The sequence below is a fragment of the Variovorax sp. RO1 genome (assembly GCF_002849325.1).
Classification (GTDB): Bacteria; Pseudomonadota; Gammaproteobacteria; order Burkholderiales; family Burkholderiaceae_C; genus Variovorax.
The window spans coordinates 47,578-64,513 of record NZ_PKMT01000001.1 but is presented as its reverse complement, the minus strand read 5'-3'; the positions used below and the strand labels follow the sequence as shown (position 1 = coordinate 64,513).

Sequence of the window (16,936 nt, the reverse complement as noted above, 5' to 3'; positions counted from 1 at the left end):
GGTCGCGTGAAATCTGTCTATCGCCGATGTTGCACCATGCGGCGCCGGGGCTTCTAGCGCCCTGACGGCATCGCCAGCACCTTCGTGTCGGCGACGAGCCGCGCGTAGGCGAAGTCGGTGAAGGCCTTGATCCGCGCGACCTCCTTCAGGTCGGGATGCGTCAGCACCCAGACCTGCGTGTCGAGCGCCTCCCTCGGCGGCTCGACCTGCACCAGCTCGTCTTCCGCATCGGCAAGCATGCACAGGAGCATGCCCAGGCCCAGGCCGCGCTTCACGAGCTGCGTCATGCCGACGAGGCTGTCGACGCGCGCCGCGATCCGGGCGGGCGGCACCTGCTCGCCCAGCCACTTCGCCTGCATCAGGTGCGACAAACCTTCGTCGGGCGCGACCCAGTCGTACGCAGCGAGCGGGGTCTTCGCCGGGTGCTTCGCGAGGTAGGCCTTCGACGCGTACACCGCCGTCTGCAGGCGCCCCGCCCGGCGCCCGACCAGGTGGTCCGGCGGGGCGTTGGTCGGGCGGATCGCCACGTCGGCCTCGCGTTTGGTGAGGCTCAGGAAGAGGTTGTTCATCACCACCTGCAACTCGATGCCCGGGTGCAGCGCGCGAAAGTCCGCCAGGATCGGCCCGAGCAGCCCGGCCATGAAGGTGTCGGTGCTGGTGATGCGGATGACGCCGGTCAGCCGCAGGTCGAGCCCCATGAGGTGGCGCTGCGCGGCGTCGATCTGCTCGCCCACGCCCCGCAGGCGCTCGCGCAGCGCCTCGCCGGCCAGCGTCATCGCGTAGCCGGCGGGCAGGCGGTCGAACAGGCGCACCGCCATGCGCGCCTCGAGCGCGCCCAGGCGCCGCAGCACGGTGGAGTGGTTGACGCCCAGCTGGCGCGCGGCGCCGGAGAGCGAGCCGGCCTGGCCCACGGCCAGGAACACGCGAAAGTCGTCCCAGTCTGTGTCCTGCATTTGTGCATACCCCGGATGCGATTTTTTCGAATGGCTTTGCAAACGTGCCGATCCTACAGTCGTCCGCAGGGGGCCGCCGCCCCGCACTCACACCACACGGAGGTCGAACCCCATGGACGCGTTTTTCATTCCCGCCTCGCTCGTCGCCGGTGGCCTGCTCGCGGTGCAGGCCGGCGCCAATGCCCAGCTCTCCAAGGCCACGGGCAGCCCTTTCACGGCCACGACGCTGCAGCTGTCGGTCGGCACACTGGCCCTGCTGGCGGTGGCGCTCGCCACCGGCACGCTGACGGCGCTGGCCGGCCTGCCGGGCGTGCCGTGGTGGCACGTGATCGGCGGCACGGCCAGCGCCTTCTACGTGGTCTCGACCATCACGCTGTTCCCGCGCCTGGGCGCGGTGGTGGCGGTCGGCCTGTTCATCGCGGGGCAGATGCTGGCCTCGTTCGCGCTCGACACCTTCGGCCTGCTCGGCGTGGCACCGAAGGCGCTGACACCGGCCATGGCCGGCGGCACGCTGGCGGTGCTGCTCGGGGCCGGGGCCATCGTCGCTGGGCAGGTCGGCAGCCTGCGCCAGGCGCTGGCGGGCAAGACCGGCTGGATCGTGCTGGCGCTGCTGGCCGGCGCTGTGCTGCCGGTGCAGGGCGTGGTCAACGGGCTGCTGCGGCAGGACCTGGGCGCGCCGTTCGCGGTGGGAGCGGTGAGCTTCTTCGTGGCGACGCTGGCGATGGCCCTGGCGCTGCTGCTCGTCACGCTGTGCCGGCGTGCGCCCGCGGCCCCGGCACCGCAAGGCACCGCGCTGCGCGGCATGCCGTGGTGGGGCTGGCTCGGCGGCTTTGCGGGCGCGGCCTATGTGACGACGGTGTTCACGGCGATCCCGGCCATCGGCGCCGCGGCCGCGGTCGGGCTGACGGTGGCGGGGCAGCAGGTGGCGTCGGTGTTCGTCGACCGCTACGGCTGGCTCCGGCTGCCGCAGCGCCCGGTGTCGGGCCTGCGCATGGCGGGCGTGGCCGTGCTGCTGCTCGGCGTGGCCATCATCAAGCTGCTGTGAAGGGAGCGAACGCCATGGCCTGGTTTCTTCTGCTTGCCGCCGGACTGGTGGAGATCGTGATGGCCCTCGCGCTGAAGGCCGCGGCGGGCTGGGAGCGCCCCGGCGCCGGCGCGCTGGGCCTGGGTGCCGCGCTGGCGAGCATCGTGCTGCTCACCGCCGCGATGAAGACACTGCCGGTCGGGACGGCCTACGCGATCTGGACCGGCATCGGCGCCATCGGCGTCACGCTGATCGGCATCTTCTTTTTCCAGGAGAGCGCGGCGCCGCTGCGGCTGGTGTGCATCGGGCTGATCTTCCTGGGGATCGCGGGCCTGAAGCTGCAGGGCTAGTTCAGGTGGCGGCGTCTGGCGGCGCGGCCCGGTTCGAGCCCCGGACCATGTCGAAGCGGAACAGCCGGCATTCGATGGGGCCGTTCCACATCGGCACGCGGCGCGACTCTTTCAGGCGCATCTGCTTGGGCAGCTTCAGGTCGGGCGTGAGCACCCAGGCGGTCCAGCCCGGATAGTTTTTCTTCCAGTGGGTGGCGAGCTGCGGAAAGAAGTCGCCGCCATCGCCGCCTTCACCGTCACCCGGGGTCTGGGCCGCCTCGCGCGCGCCGAAGCGGGCCACGCCGCCGACCTCGATGCGCTCGCCGTACGGCGGGTTGAGCATGATCACACCGCCTTCGGCCGGTGGCATGCGCTGCAAGGCATCGCCGCCGCGGAACTCGATGGCGCCCGCCACGCCCGCGCGTTCGGCGTTGCGCTCGGCAAAGTCGACCATGCGGTGCGACACGTCGGAGCCGAAGACGGCGATGTCGCTCGCATGCTGCGCGTTGGCCGCTTCCTTCTGGATGGCCGCCCAGACGTGCGGCTGGAACGGCAGCAGCTTCTCGAAGCCGAAGCGCCGCAGCGAGCCCGCCGCGATGCCGCTGGCGATCTGCGCGGCCTCGATGGCGATGGTGCCGCTGCCGCAGCAGGGGTCGTACAGCGGGGCCTTGGCGACCTCGCCGGTCTCGGGGTTCCACCAGCCGCTGGCGGCCAGCATGGCGGCGGCCAGGGTTTCCTTCAACGGGGCGTCGCCCTTGTCCTGGCGCCAGCCGCGCTTGAACAGCGGCTCGCCCGAGGTGTCGATGTACAGCGTGCAGTTGTCGGTGGTCAGGTGCGCAAAGATGCGGCAGTCGGGCCACTGGGTCTCGATGCTCGGGCGCACACCGTTCGCCTTGGCGCGGAAGCGGTCGGCCACGGCGTCCTTGATGCGCAGGGTGGCGAAGTTCAGGCTCTGCAGCGGGCTGTGCTGGGCCGTGGTCTCGATCTTGAAGGTCTGCTTGGGCGTGAACCAGATCTCCCAGGCCACCGCGTTGGCGATGGTGTACAGGTCGTTCTCGTTGCGGTACGGCGCGTGGGCCAGCTCGACCAGCACGCGCTGCGCGAGCCGGCTGTGCAGGTTGAGCTTGAGGCCGTCGCGCCAGTCGGCGCGCACGCGCACGCCGCCACGCAACGTGAGCAAGTCTTGCCCGCTGCGGCCGGTCAGGCCATGCACCTCCTGGGCAAGGTATTCCTCGACGCCGGCGGCGCAAGGCAGGAAAAATGAGAGATCGTTCACGGAAAGTCGGCCATCGGGAAGCCCGCTAAGGGCTCCCATTGTCGCCGCGTCGCGGGGCTTCTCTATATAGTCGATTTGCCCATGACGCCCACCCCCGCCTCCGCGGCCCCCCCGGCAGACGCCCGCGACGGCGACCACCGCTTCGCGATCCAGTGCGAAGTGCTGCGCTTGTCGATCCGCCCGCTCGGGCCGGTGCTGCTGGTGCAGTACCTGCTCAACTGCGGCGTGGCGGCGCTTTTTGCCTGGCAGTTCTCGCCGGCGCGCGCGCTGGTGTGGCTGGCGCTTGTTACCGGCGTCACGGTGATGCGCGGTTTCTTTCCGCAGCGCCTGCCCGAGCCTTTCACGCCCACCAACCTGCGCGAAGCGCAGCGCCAGCACACGCTGCGCACGGCCATCTGGGAGCTGGCGCACGGCCTGGCAGGCGTGCTGCTGTTCAACCCCGAGCGCCCCGAGCTGCAACTGCTGCTGGGCCTGATCCTCATGGGCATGACGCTGTCGTCGGCGTTCTCGGTGTCGTTCTACACGCCGGCCACGCAGCTGGCCATCACGCTGCTGCTGGCGCCGGTGATCGTCACTGGCCTGTGGCTCGGGGCGCCGGTGATGATGGCCGTCGCGGTGATCGGCATCGGCCTGACCGCGATGATGTGGAAGCTGGTGGCCGACCATTCGCGCCAGCTCGAGGAAAACATCGGCCTGCGCCTGAACGAGCGCACGCTGCGCGAACAGGCGCTGGCCGGCCTGCGCGCATCCGAGCAGGCCCAGGCCGAGCGGCTGCGTTTCTTCTCGGCGGCCAACCACGACCTGCGCCAGCCGGTGATGGCCATCGGGCTGCAGGCCGAGGTGCTGCGCCAGCAGTTGCAACACGGCACCGACAGCGCGGCGGTGCAGCACACGGTGGCCTCGCTCTCGCGCGCGCAGCAGGCGCTCGAGGCCCTGACCAACCAGCTGCTCGAAATCGGCCGCATCGAGGCCGCGGTCGATCCGCTGCGACCGGCGGCCGTGGCGCTCGCGCCGCTGCTGCACGAGCTGGCGCGCCAGGCCGGCGCAGGCCGTGTTGCGGTGCGCTGCCCTTCCGATGCCATCGCCTGGACCGACGCCGTGGCGCTGCGCCGCGTGCTCTCCAACCTGCTGGACAACGCCCTGAAGTTCACGCCGCGCGGACGCGTGCTGCTGGCGGTGCGCGCGCGCCGCCGGCCCGGCACCGACACTGGCCGCGCATGGCGCGTCGAGGTGCGCGACAGCGGCATCGGCATCGCGGCCGAGTCGCAGGCGCGCGTGTTCGACGACTTCGAGCAGGTCGGCAACGTGGAACGCAACCTGCAGCACGGCCACGGCCTGGGGCTGGCGATCGTGCGGCGGCTGGCGGGGCAGCTCGGCATCGAGGTCGCGCTGCGCTCGGCGCCGGGCAAGGGCTCGGTCTTCAGCTTCGAGCTGCTGGCGGCCCGGCCCGGTGCGGCGGCGGTGCCGGCGCCTGCGCCCTCGGTGGCGATGGACGACCTCGACGCGAACGCCGTGCTGCGCCCCGGCCTCGCCGTGCTGGTGGTCGAAGACAACATCGTCGTGGCCGACAGCCTCTCGGCGCTGCTGCGGCACTGGCAGGTGGCGCCGCGCGTCTACGCCAGCGCCGCCGAAGCGCTCGCGCTGGCCGACCTGGACGCGCTCGACGTGGCGCTGTGCGACATCCGCCTGCCCGGTGCGTTCAACGGCATCGCGCTGGCCGAGCGGCTGGCGCAGCGCAAGCCCACGCTGACGATCGCGCTGATCTCGGCCGACATCACCGAAGCCACGCAGCAGCTGGCCGCCACGCGCGGCTGGCACGCGCTGCGCAAGCCGGTGCAGCCGGACGACCTGCGGCGCGTGCTGCTGCGGGCGCAGCAGCAGCAAGCCCCGTCGTCGTAGCAGGCTCTTGGCACGGGGCCCGCCCCGCTGCGGTGTCATCGCTTCCGAGCTATGCTCCGCGCACAGGCCGCCGCCGCCCCTGCCCCGATGCCCGTCGAACCCTTTCCCGCTCCTTCCGTTGGCGCCGCCGCCCTGCGCGAGCCCCGCTACGGGCGGGTCGCGATGCTGCTGCACTGGCTGCTCGCGGCGATGATCGTCGGCTCGCTCGGCGTCGGGCTCTACATGACGGGCCTGCCCTTCTCGCCGCAGCGCCTGAAGCTCTACAGCTGGCACAAGTGGGCCGGCATCACCATCCTCTTGCTGTCGGCGCTGCGGCTGCTGTGGCGCCTCACGCACCGCCCGCCGCCGCTGTCGGCGCGGGTGCTGGCGGCCATGCCGACCTGGCAGCGGGCCGCCCACCGCATCAGCCATGCGCTGATGTACCTGCTGTTCTTCGCGGTCCCGCTGTTCGGCTGGGCCTACAGCTCGGGCATGGGCGTGCCGGTCGCGTGGTTCGGCCTGCTGCCGCTGCCCGACCTGGTGGCGGTCGACAAGGATTTCGCCGAGGCTGTGCTCAAGCCGCTGCACCAGCGCAGCGCCTACCTGCTGGCCGGCGTTACGCTGCTGCACGCGGCGGCGGCGCTCAAGCACCATTGGATCGACCGCGACGGTCTGTTGCAACGCATGTGGCCCGCGCCACGCAAGGAATCCGCCGGATGACGACGCGTCTTTTGTGGGGCGCCGCCCTCTTCAGCCTCGCGCTGCACGCAGCGGCCGAGCCGATGCCTGCCACCGCGAAGCTGGTGCCCGAGAAGAGCCAGATCGCCTTCGTCAGCAAGCAGATGGGCGTGCCGGTGGAAGGCAGCTTCAAGCGCTTCGACGCGCAGGTCGCCTTCGATCCGAAGAAGCCCGAGGGCGGCTCGGTCGTGCTGCAGATCGACACCGCCAGCGCCGGTTTCGGCATCCCGATGAGCGATGCCGAGCTACCCAAGCCGACCTGGTTCGACACCGCGCATTTCCCGCAGGCCAGCTTCCGCTCGACCGCCATCAAGGCGCTGGGCGAGGGCCGCTTCGAGATGGCCGGCAAGCTCACCATCAAGGGCGTCAGCAAGGCCGTGACGGTGCCCGTGAGCATCACGTCGTCGGGCGGCGCCTATTCGGTCGCCACGGGCACGCTGACGATCCAGCGCCTCGACTACAAGGTGGGCGACGGCGAATGGACCGACACCTCCGTGGTCGGCAACGAGGTGCAGGTGCGCTTCAAGCTGACGCTCGCGGGCCTCGGGCCGCTGTGATGACGATCCTCTTTCCCATGCATCCTTCTTCTTCCGCCATGAACAAGTTTTTCTTTGCTGCGGCCCTGTGCGCGAGCGCGGCCCTGCCGCTGGCCGCGACGGCCCAGGAATACACCGCGCCGCCGCTGGCCGCCAAGCCCGCGGGCGGGCCGGTCAAGAACGCCAGCTACGTGATCGACCCGACCCACACCTTCGTGATGTACGAGATGGGCCACTACGGCACCACCACCAACCGCGGGCGCTTCAGCACCAAGGACGGCTCGGTGCAGATCGATGGCAGCGGCACCGGCGGCAAGGTCGACATCACGATGGACATCAGCTCCATCAACACCGGCGTCGACCTGCTCAACCGCCACGTGCAGAGCAAGGACTTCTTCAACGTGGCCGAATTCCCCACCGGCCGCTTCGTGGCCGAGCGCATCGACATCAGCGGCGACAAGGTGACCGACGTGCCCGGCACCCTCACGCTCATGGGCCAGACCAAGCCGGTGACGCTGAAGGCGGTGCGCTTCAACTGCTACCTGAACCCGCTCATCAATCGCCAGGTCTGCGGCGGCGACTTCGAAGCCACCGTGCAGCGCAGCGACTGGGGCATCACCTGGGGCCTGAACTTCGGCTTCGAGAACAAGGTGAAGCTGCTGGTGCAGGTCGAAGCCGTGAACGTGCAGCAATGACGACGACGCAAGGAGCCGCTCGATGATGGACACCACCCTTTCCCTGCTCGGCATCGCCGGCGCCATGGCCGTCGGCGCGATGAGCCCGGGCCCGAGTTTCGTGATGGTGGCGCGCACCGCCGTGGCGTCGCGCAGCGACGGGCTCGCTGCCGCACTGGGCATGGGCGCCGGCGGGCTGGTGTTCTCGATCGCGGCGCTGGCCGGGCTGCAGGCGGCGTTCCTCGCGGTGCCGGGGCTGTACCTCGCGATCAAGGCCTTCGGCGGCGCCTACCTGATCTACCTGGGCTTTCGCATCTGGCGTGGCGCGCGTCAGCCGCTCGCGATCACGCCCGACACGGACGCCTCGCCCCGGGGCCAGGGCCGCGGCGGACGCACCTTCCTGCTCGGCCTGGCCACGCAGGTCAGCAACCCGAAGACGGCGGTCGTGTACGCGAGCATCTTCGCGGCCTTCCTGCCACGCGAGGTGCCGCTGGTGCTGGCGCTCGCGGTGCCGGCGGTGATCTTCTGCATCGAGACGGGCTGGTACGCGATCGTCGCGCTGGCGCTGTCCTCGGCCGCACCGCGCGCGGCCTACCTGCGCTACAAGACCTGGATCGACCGCGCGGCCGGCGGCGTGATGGGGCTGCTGGGCCTGCGACTCGTGTGGTCCGCGGTGCGCGGCACCTAGGCCACCCGACCGCTACAGCAGGCTCTCCGGCGTGAGCGGCGCCAGCAGCTCGAGCATGGTGCGGTCCCAGAAACCCGAGTCGGGTTCTTCGTGCAGCACGGTGGTCTTGCCGCCTTCCTCGCTGACCCACTCGATGCGCCGCGAGCCCCCTGCCGCTGCATCGCCGCCCTCGGCAAAACGCAGCCGGTAGGCGCCCTGCTGCTTGAGCACGTCGAGCAGCTTCAGGGTCTGCTGCGCCATCTCGGGGCTGCGGATGAACAGGCCGATCTCGGTGTTGTGGACCTCGGAGCGCGGATCGAAATTCATCGAGCCGACGAACAGGATGCGCTGGTCGATCACCGCCGACTTGGCGTGCAGCCGGCCCACCGACGTACCGAACAGACCCAGCCGCACGCTGCGCCGCGTGCGCGCGGAACTCAGCTCGTGCAGCTCGGCGCCCAGCGCGAGCATGTCGGCGCGGTAGCGGCGGTAGGCCGTGTGGACCAGCGGCTCGTCGGTGGCGGCGAGCGAGTTGGTGACCACGCTGATCTTCACATTGCGCCCGCGGATCTCGCGCATCACCTCCAGCCCCGACACGCCCGGGATCAGGTAGGGCGAGACCAGCGTCACCTCGCTGCGCGCGCGGCGCATCTGCTCGACCACGTTGTAGCGCACGCTGTCGACGTCGAGCAGCGGCACGCCGCCGTACGACGCGGTCTTGCCGATCACGCGGTCGGGCGAATCGGCGTACGCCTCGGCGGTGGTCCAGATCAGGCCGAGCTTGCCGGCGTCGAGGTCGTCGGCCACGGGGCTGTAGCCCAGCAGGTCGTTGGGCGCGGGCTTGGGCGGCGGCGGCGTGGTGTCGGGGCCGGTGGCGGCATCGAAGCGGCGCTGCAGCTCTTCGCGCGGCAGGTCGGTGCGCACGACCGAGCCGATCGGGCGCACGTGCGGGCTGTTCCAGTACTGGTCGAACAGCACGCCCAGGCGCGGGATCAATGCACCCGTGACGAAGGTGTCGAGATCGATGAAGTTCTGGCCCGAGGTGCGCCGGAAGTACTGGTTGCCGATGTTGCGCCCGCCCGCCACCGCCATCGCGCCGTCGGCGATGAAGAGCTTGTTGTGCATGCGGCGGTTGACGCGGCTGAAGTCGAACAGCGACGCGGTGAAGCGCCTGAGCAGGCTGCCGCGCCCGGCCGGAAACGGATTGAACAGGCGCAGCTCCACGTTCGGCGTGGCGGCCAGCCCCAGCAGGAGTTCGTCTTCGCCGGACGTGTACAGGTCGTCCATCAACAGGCGCACGCGCACGCCGCGCTGGGCCGCATCCCGCAGGGTGCGCAGCAGGTAGCGGCCGGTCTCGTCGTTCTCGATCTGGTAGTACTGCACGTCGAGCGTGCGCTGCGCGCGGCGCGCGAGCTGCAGGCGCGTGTCGAAGGCGAAGTCGCCGCCGGGCATCAGGCGAAAGCCGCTGAGGTCGGGGTCGGGCTGCGAGGCCAGCGCGATCTTGCCGAGCGCAGTGTCGGCCGAGACGGCGATGGCCTTGGTGGGTGCGCGCGGTGCTTCGTCGGGCAGCGTGGCGCAGCCGGTGAACAGCAACGCAGTTGCGATGACGACAACCCAATGCCCACAGCGCGACAGCAGGCGATGGGTCATCGTGAGCTTTCTACAGGGCCTTGCGCAGGTTGGCCGGCGCGATGCGCAGGGCTTCGCGGTACTTGGCCACGGTGCGGCGCGCGCACTCGATGCCCTGCTCCTTCAGCATCTCGGAAATCTGGCTGTCGGACAGCGGCTTCTTGATGCTCTCGGAACTCACGAACTGCTTGATGAGCGCGCGCACCGCAGTGCTCGACGCGTTGCCGCCGGTCTCGGTGCCTAGCGCCGAACCGAAGAAGTACTTGAGCTCGACGGTGCCGAAGGGCGTCGACATGTACTTGGCGGTGGTCACGCGCGAGATGGTCGATTCGTGCAGGCCCAGCTCGTCTGCAATCTCGCGCAGCACCAGCGGGCGCATCGCGAGTTCGCCGTGCACGAAGTAGCTCTTCTGCCGTTCGACGATGGCGTTGCTCACGCGCAGGATGGTGTCGAAGCGCTGCTGGATGTTCTTGATGAACCAGCGCGCCTCCTGCAGCCGCTGCGACAGCGCCTGGCTGCCCTCGCCCTTGTGCGCCTTGAGCGCGCCGGCGTAGATGTCGTGCACGCGCAGGCGCGGCATGACCTCGGGGTTCAGCATGACGCGGAACTTGATGTTGGTGCCGCGGCCCGTCTTGGTGACGATCACGTCGGGCACGACGATGTTGCGTTCGACGTCGACAAAACGGCGGCCCGGCTTGGGCTCCAGGCGCGCAATGATCTGCAGCGCCGAGCGCACCAGCTCTTCGTTCGTGCGCGTGAGCGTGGCCAGGCGCTTGAAGTCGCGCCGCGCGAGCAGCTCCATCGGCTGCTTGCAGATCGCGATGGCGGTCTTGCGCACGAGCGCTTCGGCCTCGGTCTCGTCTTCGTTCGCGAGCGCCTTCAGCTGGATGCTCAGGCATTCGCCGAGGTCGCGCGCGCCGACACCGACGGGCTCCAGGCTCTGCAGCAGGCCGAGCGCCACCTGGAAGTGGTGCACGAGGTCGTCGAACTGGTCGTTGTCGTCGCCTGCCAGGCCCGAGGCCAGCGCGGGCAGCGAGTCTTCGAGGTAGCCGTCGTCGTTGAGCGATTCGATCAGAAAGCGCAGCGCGGCGCAGTCGTTTTCGTTGAGCCGCAGGGTCAGCGCCTGGCGGTGCAGGAACGATTGCAGCGACTCCTGGCTGCGCGCGAGTTCGGTGGCGTCGGCACGCTCGTCGTCGCCGAGGTTGTTCTGGCGCGCGGGCGCATCGCTGCCCCACTCGCTGTCGTCGGGCGCCATCTCGACGGTACCGTCGCCTTCCCAGTCGGGCTCGCGCTCGGTGATCTCGGCGGCAGGGCCGTCGGATTCCGGTGTGGACGTGGTCGCTTCGCTGGAAGCGGTGGAGGCACTGGGGGCGGACGGCGCGAAATCGCCCTCGCCGGTGTCACCGCCATCGTCGCGTGGCACGGGCGTGTCGACAGCATCGAGCCCGAACTCTTCGCGCGCCGCTTCTTCCGCGGTGCGTTCGAGGAACGGGTTCTCGTCCAGCATCTGCTCCACCTCCTGGCTCAGTTCGAGCGTGGAGAGTTGGAGCAGGCGAATGGACTGCTGCAGCTGCGGCGTGAGCGCCAGATGCTGCGAGACGCGAAGGGACAGCCCTTGCTTCATGAAAAGATGGCTCCCCCCCAGGCTGCGCGCTTCGCGCTACGCCAACCCCCTACCGGGGGCGGGCCGACCGCTTCGGGCGGCCGTGCGCGGCGCCCCCCGCGAGGAAGTTCCGCGCGGACGGTGGCCACGTTGATCCTTGACCCTCGCCGCACGGTCACATCCGGAAGTGCTCGCCCAGGTACACCCTGCGTACCTCGGCGTTGTCGACGATCTCCGAGGGTGTGCCTTGTGCCAGCACGTGCCCGTCGCTGATGATGAACGCGTGATCGCAGATGCCCAGCGTTTCACGCACGTTGTGGTCGGTGATGAGCACGCCGATGCCGCGCTCTTTCAGGAAACTGATGATCCGCTGGATCTCGATCACCGCGATCGGGTCGATGCCGGCAAAGGGCTCGTCCAGCAGGATGAAGCGCGGCTGCGTGGCCAGCGCACGCGCGATTTCGACGCGGCGGCGCTCGCCGCCCGACAGTGCGAGCGCGGGCGAATCGCGCAGGTGGTCGACGCGCAGGTCGGACAGCAGGTCGGCCAGTCGCTCTTCGGTGGCCTGCTTCGACAACGGCACCATGCGGCCGTTGGCGTCGGGCTCGCGCTGCAGCTCGAGCACGGCACGCACGTTTTCCTCGACCGTGAGCTTGCGGAAGATCGACGCTTCCTGCGGCAGGTAGCTCAGGCCCATGCGCGCGCGGCGGTGAATGGGCATGTGGGCGATGGGCTCGCCGTCGATGGTGATCTCGCCGGCATCGGCACGCACCAGCCCCACGATCATGTAGAACGAGGTGGTCTTGCCCGCGCCGTTGGGGCCGAGCAGTCCGACGACTTCGCCCTTCTGCACATCGAGCGAGACGTCTTTGACGACCGTGCGGCTGCCGTAGCTCTTCTTGAGGCCGCGCGCCACGAGGCGGCTGCCGGGGACGCCGTCGGCGGTCGTCTGGGTTCCTGCGGTTTCGATCACTTGCGCCCTTCCCCTTCGGTGCTGCCGCCCAGCGTGGTGCTCGGGCGCAGCCCGGCGCCGGGCGCGGGGGTGGGTGCCGGAGCGGCGGGCTTCTTGCCGCCGGCTGCCGGTGCGGAGCCGCCCGCCGCCGGGGCCGCGGCGGCCTTCGGCGTGAGAATGGCCTTCACGCGGCCACCGCTGCCCCCCGAGACGCCGGCGTTCGGCGGCACGAGGGAGCCGTTGACGGTGTAGGTGTCGTTGCTCTGGTCGTAGACGATCAGCGCGCCGCTGCTCTCGTCGTTGGCCGTGGCGCCCACCAGCCGGCGCATGACGGCGCGGCGGATGAACTTGACGTTGTCGGCGCGGCTGTCGTACTCGATGACTTCCGACTCGCCCTCGATCCACTCGTCGCCGGCGTTGCGCTTCTGCTTGTAATAGGCCAGCTTGCCGGGCGCCGCCGTGACCACGCCGTACTGGTAGCCCTCGGCGTCCTGGCGCACGTCCAGCCGCGCACCGCGGATGATGATCGTGCCCTTCGTGACCAGCACATTGCCGGTGAACACGCTGGTCTGTTTCAGGTCGTCGTAGCGCATCGAGTCGGACTCGATGTTCATCGGCTTGGTGCGGTCGGCGGTTTCAGCCAGGGCGCCGGAGGCGGCTCCGGCCAGCAACAGCGCGCCGAAAGCCAGGCGGCCGAGGCGACGAAGGGTGGGGAATGTGGGGATGGAGGGCAATGTCATAAAGGCACGAAACTTGCTCTGAAACATTGTATGCGTGGGACGGTGATTGCCCACCGCCGCCAATGAAAAAGCCCGCCGGAGCGGGCCTTGCATTCGACCCAAAACCAGGTCGTCAGGTCGCGGGATCGGTCAGCCCTTCTTGGCTTCGCCGGTCAGGAAGGTCGCCACTTGCAGCACCTTGGACATGCTGCCGGCGGTTTCGCCGTCGACATACCAACGGCCCGCCACGGCCAGGGCCGGCACGCCGGCGACCTTGTAGGCCTCGGTTTGCTGCGCGGCGCGGCGGGCCTTGCTGGCCACGCCGAAGGACGCAAAGGTTTCCTTGAACTTGGCGCCGTCGAGGCCGGCACGTTCGGCCCAAGCCTGGATGTTGGCTTCGCCGTTCAGGTTCTGGCGCTGCGCGTGGATCGCGGCGAACACCTTCGAGTGGTATTCCTCCAGCTTGCCCATGGCTTCGAGCGTGAAGTACAGGCGCTGCTTGGCTTCGACGTCGTTGCCCACGAAGGGCACCGGGATGCGGCGGAACGCCACTTCTTTCGGAGCTGCCTTGACCCAGGCTTCGAGCGAGGGCTCGAAGTCGTTGCAATGCGGGCAGTTGTACGAGAAGAACTCGACCACCTCGATCTTGCCGGCCGGTGCATCGACCGGCACGCGCTTGTCGAGCACGAGGAAATCGGTGCCGGCCTTGGGGGCGCGCTGGGCGTGTGCCGGAACGGCAGCCAGCGAAAGCAGCCCGATCGAAGTGGCGGCCAGCGAAAAGTCACGACGTTTCATGGAAAAGGTTCTCCTGTGGGTACCGCAGACAGAGCCGGCGCGCCGCAGGGAGTTCCCCGTCGGCGGCGCGCCCGAGGCGCTGGAATTGACAAAAACAGCGTGCGGCAGATGCCGCGCGGGCGAGAGCTTAAAGGCTGTTCAAGAAAGAGACCGCCGACCAGGGTCAGCGCTGCACGCGCACCAGCGCCGATTCGAGACCGCCGCCGTCGAGCCGTTCCTTGAGCCGGTCGGCGTCGTCCTTCTTGTTGAACGGGCCGGCGCGCACACGGTAGACCGTGCGACCGGCCTGCTCGCGCTCGGTGACTTTGGCCTCGACGCCCATGAGCGACAGCTTGGCGCGCTGCGCCTCGGCGTCGTCGGTGGTGCGGAAGGCGCCGGCCTGCACGAAGTACATGAAGGGGTCGGCACCCGACGGCGACGGCGCGGCGGCCGTGTGGCTTGGCGCGGCGGACGCGGTGGTCGTGCTGCCGCCACCTGAACGGGCCCGGGCGAGGTCGCCCAGCGGATCGTTCGACGACGGCAGGGCGTTGGCTTCGGCCGGCACCGGCGCGGGGCGCGCCGGCTTGGGCGCCACCACCACGGGGGCGGGGGCAGTGACCGGCGCGGTCGCGGTGGGCGGCGTGCCCGGCGCCACGGCGACGGGGGCGCCGGTGATCGGGTTCACCGGGCCGGTGGCCGTGGCGGCCGGCGGCGTGGCGGCGGGCTTGGCCGCGCCGGCCTTGCCGGCCAGCGGTGCGTTCGGGTCCCAGTCGCGGTTCTTGCGGGCTTCGGCTTCGTCCTGCTCGGCACCGCCGCGTTGCGTCTTGTTGACGAACGGGATCGGCACCTTGGTGACGTAGACCGCGATGCCCAGGGCGACGCCCAGACCGAGCACCAGGCCGATGATGAGCCCGATGACGATGTTGCCGCGTTGTCTGCTTGTCTTCTTCATGTTCAGAGGGTGATTCACATCTTGCTCGGCGCACTGACGCCGAGGATCGCGAGGCCATTGTGCAGCACCTGCGCAGCCGCTGCGACGAGTGCAAGACGCGCCAACTTGACCGGCTCGTCGTCCACCAGGATGCGCTCGGCATCGTAGTAGCTGTGGTAGCTGGCCGCGAGTTCGCGCAGGTAGAAAGTCACGTCGTGCGGGGCGAAATCCTTCGCCGCGGCCGTCAGCATGGCCGGGTACTTGGCCAGCAGCAGCATCAGCGCCTGGGCCGCCGGGCTGTCCAGCGGCGACAGGTCGACCGCCTTGAGCGTGGCCACGTCGCCGCCCCAGGCCGCGAGCACCGAGCAGATGCGCGCGTGGGCGTACTGCACGTAGTACACGGGGTTGTCGTTGTTCTTCGTGACCGCGAGGTCGACGTCGAAGGTGTATTCGGTATCGGGCTTGCGGCTGAGCAGGAAGAAGCGCACGGCATCGGTGCTGGTCCACTCGATCAGGTCGCGCAGCGTGACGTAGCTGCCGGCGCGCTTGCTGATCTTGACCTCTTCGCCGCCCTTCATCACGCGCACCATGGTGTGCAGCACGTAGTCGGGGTAGCCCTCGGGAATGCCTTCGCCCGCGGCCTGCAGGCCGGCGCGCACGCGCGCAATGGTGCCGTGGTGGTCGGTGCCCTGGATGTTCACGACCTTGTGGAAACCGCGCTCCCACTTGGCGATGTGGTACGCCACGTCGGGCACGAAGTACGTGTACGTGCCGTCCTGCTTCTTCATCACGCGGTCTTTGTCGTCGCCGTAGTCGGTCGACTTCAGCCACAGCGCGCCGTCTTGTTCGTAGGTCTTTCCGGCGGCCACGAGCTTGGCCACGGCCGCCTCGACGCGGCCGCTGGTGTAGAGGCTGGACTCAAGGTAGTAGTTGTCGAAACGCACGCGGAAGGCCTGCAAATCGAGGTCCTGCTCGCGGCGCAGGTAGGCCACGGCGAATTCGCGGATGCTGTCCAGGTCGTCGATGTCGCCGCTGGCGGTGTACTCGCGCTCATGAGACTTGACGGTCTTCCTGGCCTTGAAGTCTTCGGCGATGTCGGCGATGTAGTCGCCGTTGTAGGCCGGAGCTTTTTCACCGCTGGGCCACTCGGGGTCGCCGGGCTTGAAGCCCTTGGCGCGCAGCTGCGTGCTGTTGGCCAGCGTCTGGATCTGCACGCCGGCGTCGTTGTAATAGAACTCGCGCCACACGCTCTCGCCCTGCGAGGCCTGCAGGTTGCAGATGGCGTCGCCCAGCGCCGCCTGGCGGCCGTGGCCGACGTGCAGCGGGCCGGTCGGGTTGGCCGACACGAACTCGACCAGCACCTTCTGGCCCGTGGCCGGCTGGCGGCCGAAGGCTTCGCCCGCGTCCAGCACTTCGCGCACGATCTGCTGCTTGGCAGCGGCCTTGAGGCGGATGTTGAGGAAGCCGGGGCCGGCGATCTCGATCGCCTCGACCCATTGGCCGAAAGCGGGGGTAGCGAGCAGCGCAGCGCTCAGTTCGTCGGCCAGTTCGCGGGGCTTGCGCCCCAGCGGTTTGGCGAGTTGCATGGCGGCGGTGCTGGCGAAATCGCCGTGCGCCGCCACCTTGGGCGACTCGAACGCGGCTTTGGCGCCAGCGCCGGGAGAGAGGGTTTCGAGCGTGTTCGCGAGCGCCGCGAGCAGCTCCTGTTTGACCAATAGCATCTGTGAATTTTACCGGGGGCAAACCCGGACCCAGTTAACGATCGTCATCCGATGGGCGATGTCGCCCGTTAGGATGGTCGGCCCCAAGGCGGGGCGTCTGTCACAACCCAACCTTGCAAGGACATATCCATCATGAAGAAGCTCCTTTCCCTGGTCGTCTCCACCGTCGCACTCGGCGCCTGCCTGTCGTTCAGCGCCTACGCGCAGGACAAGGCACCCGCACCGGTCGTGGCCCCCGCAGCCGCCGCCGCACCTGCGGCAGCCCCTGCCGCCGCGGCCGCGCCCGCCGGTGGCGCCAGCTGCGACGCCAAGGCGATCGACAAGAACGGCAAGCCCCTGGCCGGCGCCGCGAAGAACAGCTTCATGAAGAAGTGCACCAAGGAAGCCGCCGCGCCCGCCTGCGCCGCCAAGGCCATCGACAAGAACGGCAAGGCCCTGGCCGGTGCCGCCAAGAACAGCTTCATGAAGAAGTGCGAAGCCGGCGCCGCCAAGGCCTGATCCGGCGCAGCGCCGCACGGCGCTGACATTTGTT

General features: G+C 69.4%; 17 protein-coding genes. 8 read left to right on the top strand and 9 right to left on the bottom strand.

Features of this window, described 5'->3' with window-relative positions; genetic code table 11:
- Positions 1-53: 53 nt before the first annotated feature.
- Positions 54-953 (bottom strand): LysR family transcriptional regulator, encoded by a 900-nt coding sequence (locus CY658_RS00290; protein ID WP_101488368.1) that lies wholly within the window; start codon positions 951-953, stop codon positions 54-56.
- 112 nt (positions 954-1,065) lie between these two features.
- Between CY658_RS00290 and CY658_RS00285 the strand changes: the two genes are divergently transcribed.
- Both CY658_RS00285 and CY658_RS00280 read left to right on the top strand, forming a co-directional pair.
- The gene (locus tag CY658_RS00285) at positions 1,066-1,998 is read left to right on the top strand and encodes a DMT family transporter (protein ID WP_101488367.1); all 933 of its coding nucleotides are present in this window, start codon (positions 1,066-1,068) and stop codon (positions 1,996-1,998) included.
- A 14-nt stretch (positions 1,999-2,012) separates the two neighbouring features.
- Positions 2,013-2,327 carry a DMT family transporter gene (locus CY658_RS00280; protein ID WP_101488366.1) on the top strand — a complete coding sequence of 105 codons (315 nt, stop codon included), beginning with the start codon at positions 2,013-2,015 and terminating at the stop codon, positions 2,325-2,327.
- 1 nt (position 2,328) lies between these two features.
- Here the strand turns inward: CY658_RS00280 and CY658_RS00275 are convergent, their stop codons facing one another.
- Positions 2,329-3,582, bottom strand: a complete 1,254-nt coding sequence (locus CY658_RS00275; protein ID WP_101488365.1) for a THUMP domain-containing class I SAM-dependent RNA methyltransferase — start codon at positions 3,580-3,582, stop codon at positions 2,329-2,331.
- An 81-nt stretch (positions 3,583-3,663) separates the two neighbouring features.
- Between CY658_RS00275 and CY658_RS00270 the strand changes: the two genes are divergently transcribed.
- The 5 genes from CY658_RS00270 to CY658_RS00250 all read left to right on the top strand — a co-directional run bounded on the left by CY658_RS00270 (position 3,664) and on the right by CY658_RS00250 (position 8,096).
- Positions 3,664-5,481 (top strand): ATP-binding response regulator, encoded by a 1,818-nt coding sequence (locus tag CY658_RS00270; protein ID WP_101488364.1) that lies wholly within the window; start codon positions 3,664-3,666, stop codon positions 5,479-5,481.
- 87 nt (positions 5,482-5,568) lie between these two features.
- Positions 5,569-6,180, top strand: a complete 612-nt coding sequence (locus CY658_RS00265; protein WP_257884573.1) for a cytochrome b — start codon at positions 5,569-5,571, stop codon at positions 6,178-6,180.
- A complete protein-coding gene (locus CY658_RS00260) occupies positions 6,177-6,755 on the top strand; it encodes a YceI family protein (RefSeq protein WP_180838807.1) in 579 nt (192 codons plus the stop codon). Before CY658_RS00265 ends, CY658_RS00260 begins: the two co-directional genes overlap by 4 nt.
- Positions 6,756-6,793: 38 nt before the next feature.
- Entirely contained in the window at positions 6,794-7,429 is a 636-nt protein-coding gene (locus CY658_RS00255) for a YceI family protein (RefSeq protein WP_101488362.1), read from the top strand.
- 22 nt (positions 7,430-7,451) lie between these two features.
- Positions 7,452-8,096, top strand: coding sequence for a LysE family translocator (locus CY658_RS00250; protein WP_101488361.1), 645 nt, complete (start codon positions 7,452-7,454; stop codon positions 8,094-8,096).
- Positions 8,097-8,108: 12 nt separating this feature from the next.
- Here CY658_RS00250 and CY658_RS00245 read toward each other — a convergent pair whose 3' ends face one another.
- The 7 genes from CY658_RS00245 to argS all read right to left on the bottom strand — a co-directional run bounded on the left by CY658_RS00245 (position 8,109) and on the right by argS (position 16,404).
- A complete protein-coding gene (locus CY658_RS00245) occupies positions 8,109-9,725 on the bottom strand; it encodes a phospholipase D family protein (protein ID WP_101488360.1) in 1,617 nt (538 codons plus the stop codon).
- A gap of 10 nt (positions 9,726-9,735) precedes the next feature.
- Positions 9,736-11,328 carry an RNA polymerase factor sigma-54 gene (rpoN, locus tag CY658_RS00240; RefSeq protein ID WP_101488359.1) on the bottom strand — a complete coding sequence of 531 codons (1,593 nt, stop codon included), beginning with the start codon at positions 11,326-11,328 and terminating at the stop codon, positions 9,736-9,738.
- 154 nt (positions 11,329-11,482) lie between these two features.
- A complete protein-coding gene (gene lptB, locus CY658_RS00235; protein WP_101488358.1) occupies positions 11,483-12,280 on the bottom strand; it encodes an LPS export ABC transporter ATP-binding protein in 798 nt (265 codons plus the stop codon).
- A complete protein-coding gene (lptA, locus tag CY658_RS00230) occupies positions 12,277-12,999 on the bottom strand; it encodes a lipopolysaccharide transport periplasmic protein LptA (RefSeq protein WP_101490141.1) in 723 nt (240 codons plus the stop codon). Before lptA ends, lptB begins: the two co-directional genes overlap by 4 nt.
- Positions 13,000-13,128: 129 nt before the next feature.
- Complete coding sequence (locus tag CY658_RS00225) at positions 13,129-13,773, bottom strand: thiol:disulfide interchange protein DsbA/DsbL (RefSeq protein WP_101488357.1); 645 nt, start codon at positions 13,771-13,773, stop codon at positions 13,129-13,131.
- A gap of 163 nt (positions 13,774-13,936) precedes the next feature.
- Entirely contained in the window at positions 13,937-14,704 is a 768-nt protein-coding gene (locus CY658_RS00220; RefSeq protein ID WP_101488356.1) for an SPOR domain-containing protein, read from the bottom strand.
- A 14-nt stretch (positions 14,705-14,718) separates the two neighbouring features.
- Positions 14,719-16,404 (bottom strand): arginine--tRNA ligase, encoded by a 1,686-nt coding sequence (gene argS / locus CY658_RS00215; protein ID WP_101488355.1) that lies wholly within the window; start codon positions 16,402-16,404, stop codon positions 14,719-14,721.
- Between the two features lie 132 nt (positions 16,405-16,536).
- On the opposite strand from argS, the gene CY658_RS00210 reads away from it, so the two are divergent.
- Positions 16,537-16,902, top strand: a complete 366-nt coding sequence (locus tag CY658_RS00210; protein ID WP_101488354.1) for a hypothetical protein — start codon at positions 16,537-16,539, stop codon at positions 16,900-16,902.
- The last annotated feature ends 34 nt before the right edge of the window (positions 16,903-16,936 follow it).

Coding starts and splice junctions, on each gene's coding strand:
- CY658_RS00290 (WP_101488368.1), bottom strand. CDS start 953: ATGCAGGACACAGACTGGGACGACTTTCGCGTGTTCCTGGCCGTGGGC.
- CY658_RS00285 (WP_101488367.1), top strand. CDS start 1,066: ATGGACGCGTTTTTCATTCCCGCCTCGCTCGTCGCCGGTGGCCTGCTC.
- CY658_RS00280 (WP_101488366.1), top strand. CDS start 2,013: ATGGCCTGGTTTCTTCTGCTTGCCGCCGGACTGGTGGAGATCGTGATG.
- CY658_RS00270 (WP_101488364.1), top strand. CDS start 3,664: ATGACGCCCACCCCCGCCTCCGCGGCCCCCCCGGCAGACGCCCGCGAC.
- CY658_RS00265 (WP_257884573.1), top strand. CDS start 5,569: ATGCCCGTCGAACCCTTTCCCGCTCCTTCCGTTGGCGCCGCCGCCCTG.
- CY658_RS00260 (WP_180838807.1), top strand. CDS start 6,177: ATGACGACGCGTCTTTTGTGGGGCGCCGCCCTCTTCAGCCTCGCGCTG.
- CY658_RS00255 (WP_101488362.1), top strand. CDS start 6,794: ATGAACAAGTTTTTCTTTGCTGCGGCCCTGTGCGCGAGCGCGGCCCTG.
- CY658_RS00250 (WP_101488361.1), top strand. CDS start 7,452: ATGATGGACACCACCCTTTCCCTGCTCGGCATCGCCGGCGCCATGGCC.
- CY658_RS00245 (WP_101488360.1), bottom strand. CDS start 9,725: ATGACCCATCGCCTGCTGTCGCGCTGTGGGCATTGGGTTGTCGTCATC.
- rpoN (WP_101488359.1), bottom strand. CDS start 11,328: ATGAAGCAAGGGCTGTCCCTTCGCGTCTCGCAGCATCTGGCGCTCACG.
- lptA (WP_101490141.1), bottom strand. CDS start 12,999: ATGACATTGCCCTCCATCCCCACATTCCCCACCCTTCGTCGCCTCGGC.
- CY658_RS00225 (WP_101488357.1), bottom strand. CDS start 13,773: ATGAAACGTCGTGACTTTTCGCTGGCCGCCACTTCGATCGGGCTGCTT.
- CY658_RS00220 (WP_101488356.1), bottom strand. CDS start 14,704: ATGAAGAAGACAAGCAGACAACGCGGCAACATCGTCATCGGGCTCATC.
- argS (WP_101488355.1), bottom strand. CDS start 16,404: ATGCTATTGGTCAAACAGGAGCTGCTCGCGGCGCTCGCGAACACGCTC.
- CY658_RS00210 (WP_101488354.1), top strand. CDS start 16,537: ATGAAGAAGCTCCTTTCCCTGGTCGTCTCCACCGTCGCACTCGGCGCC.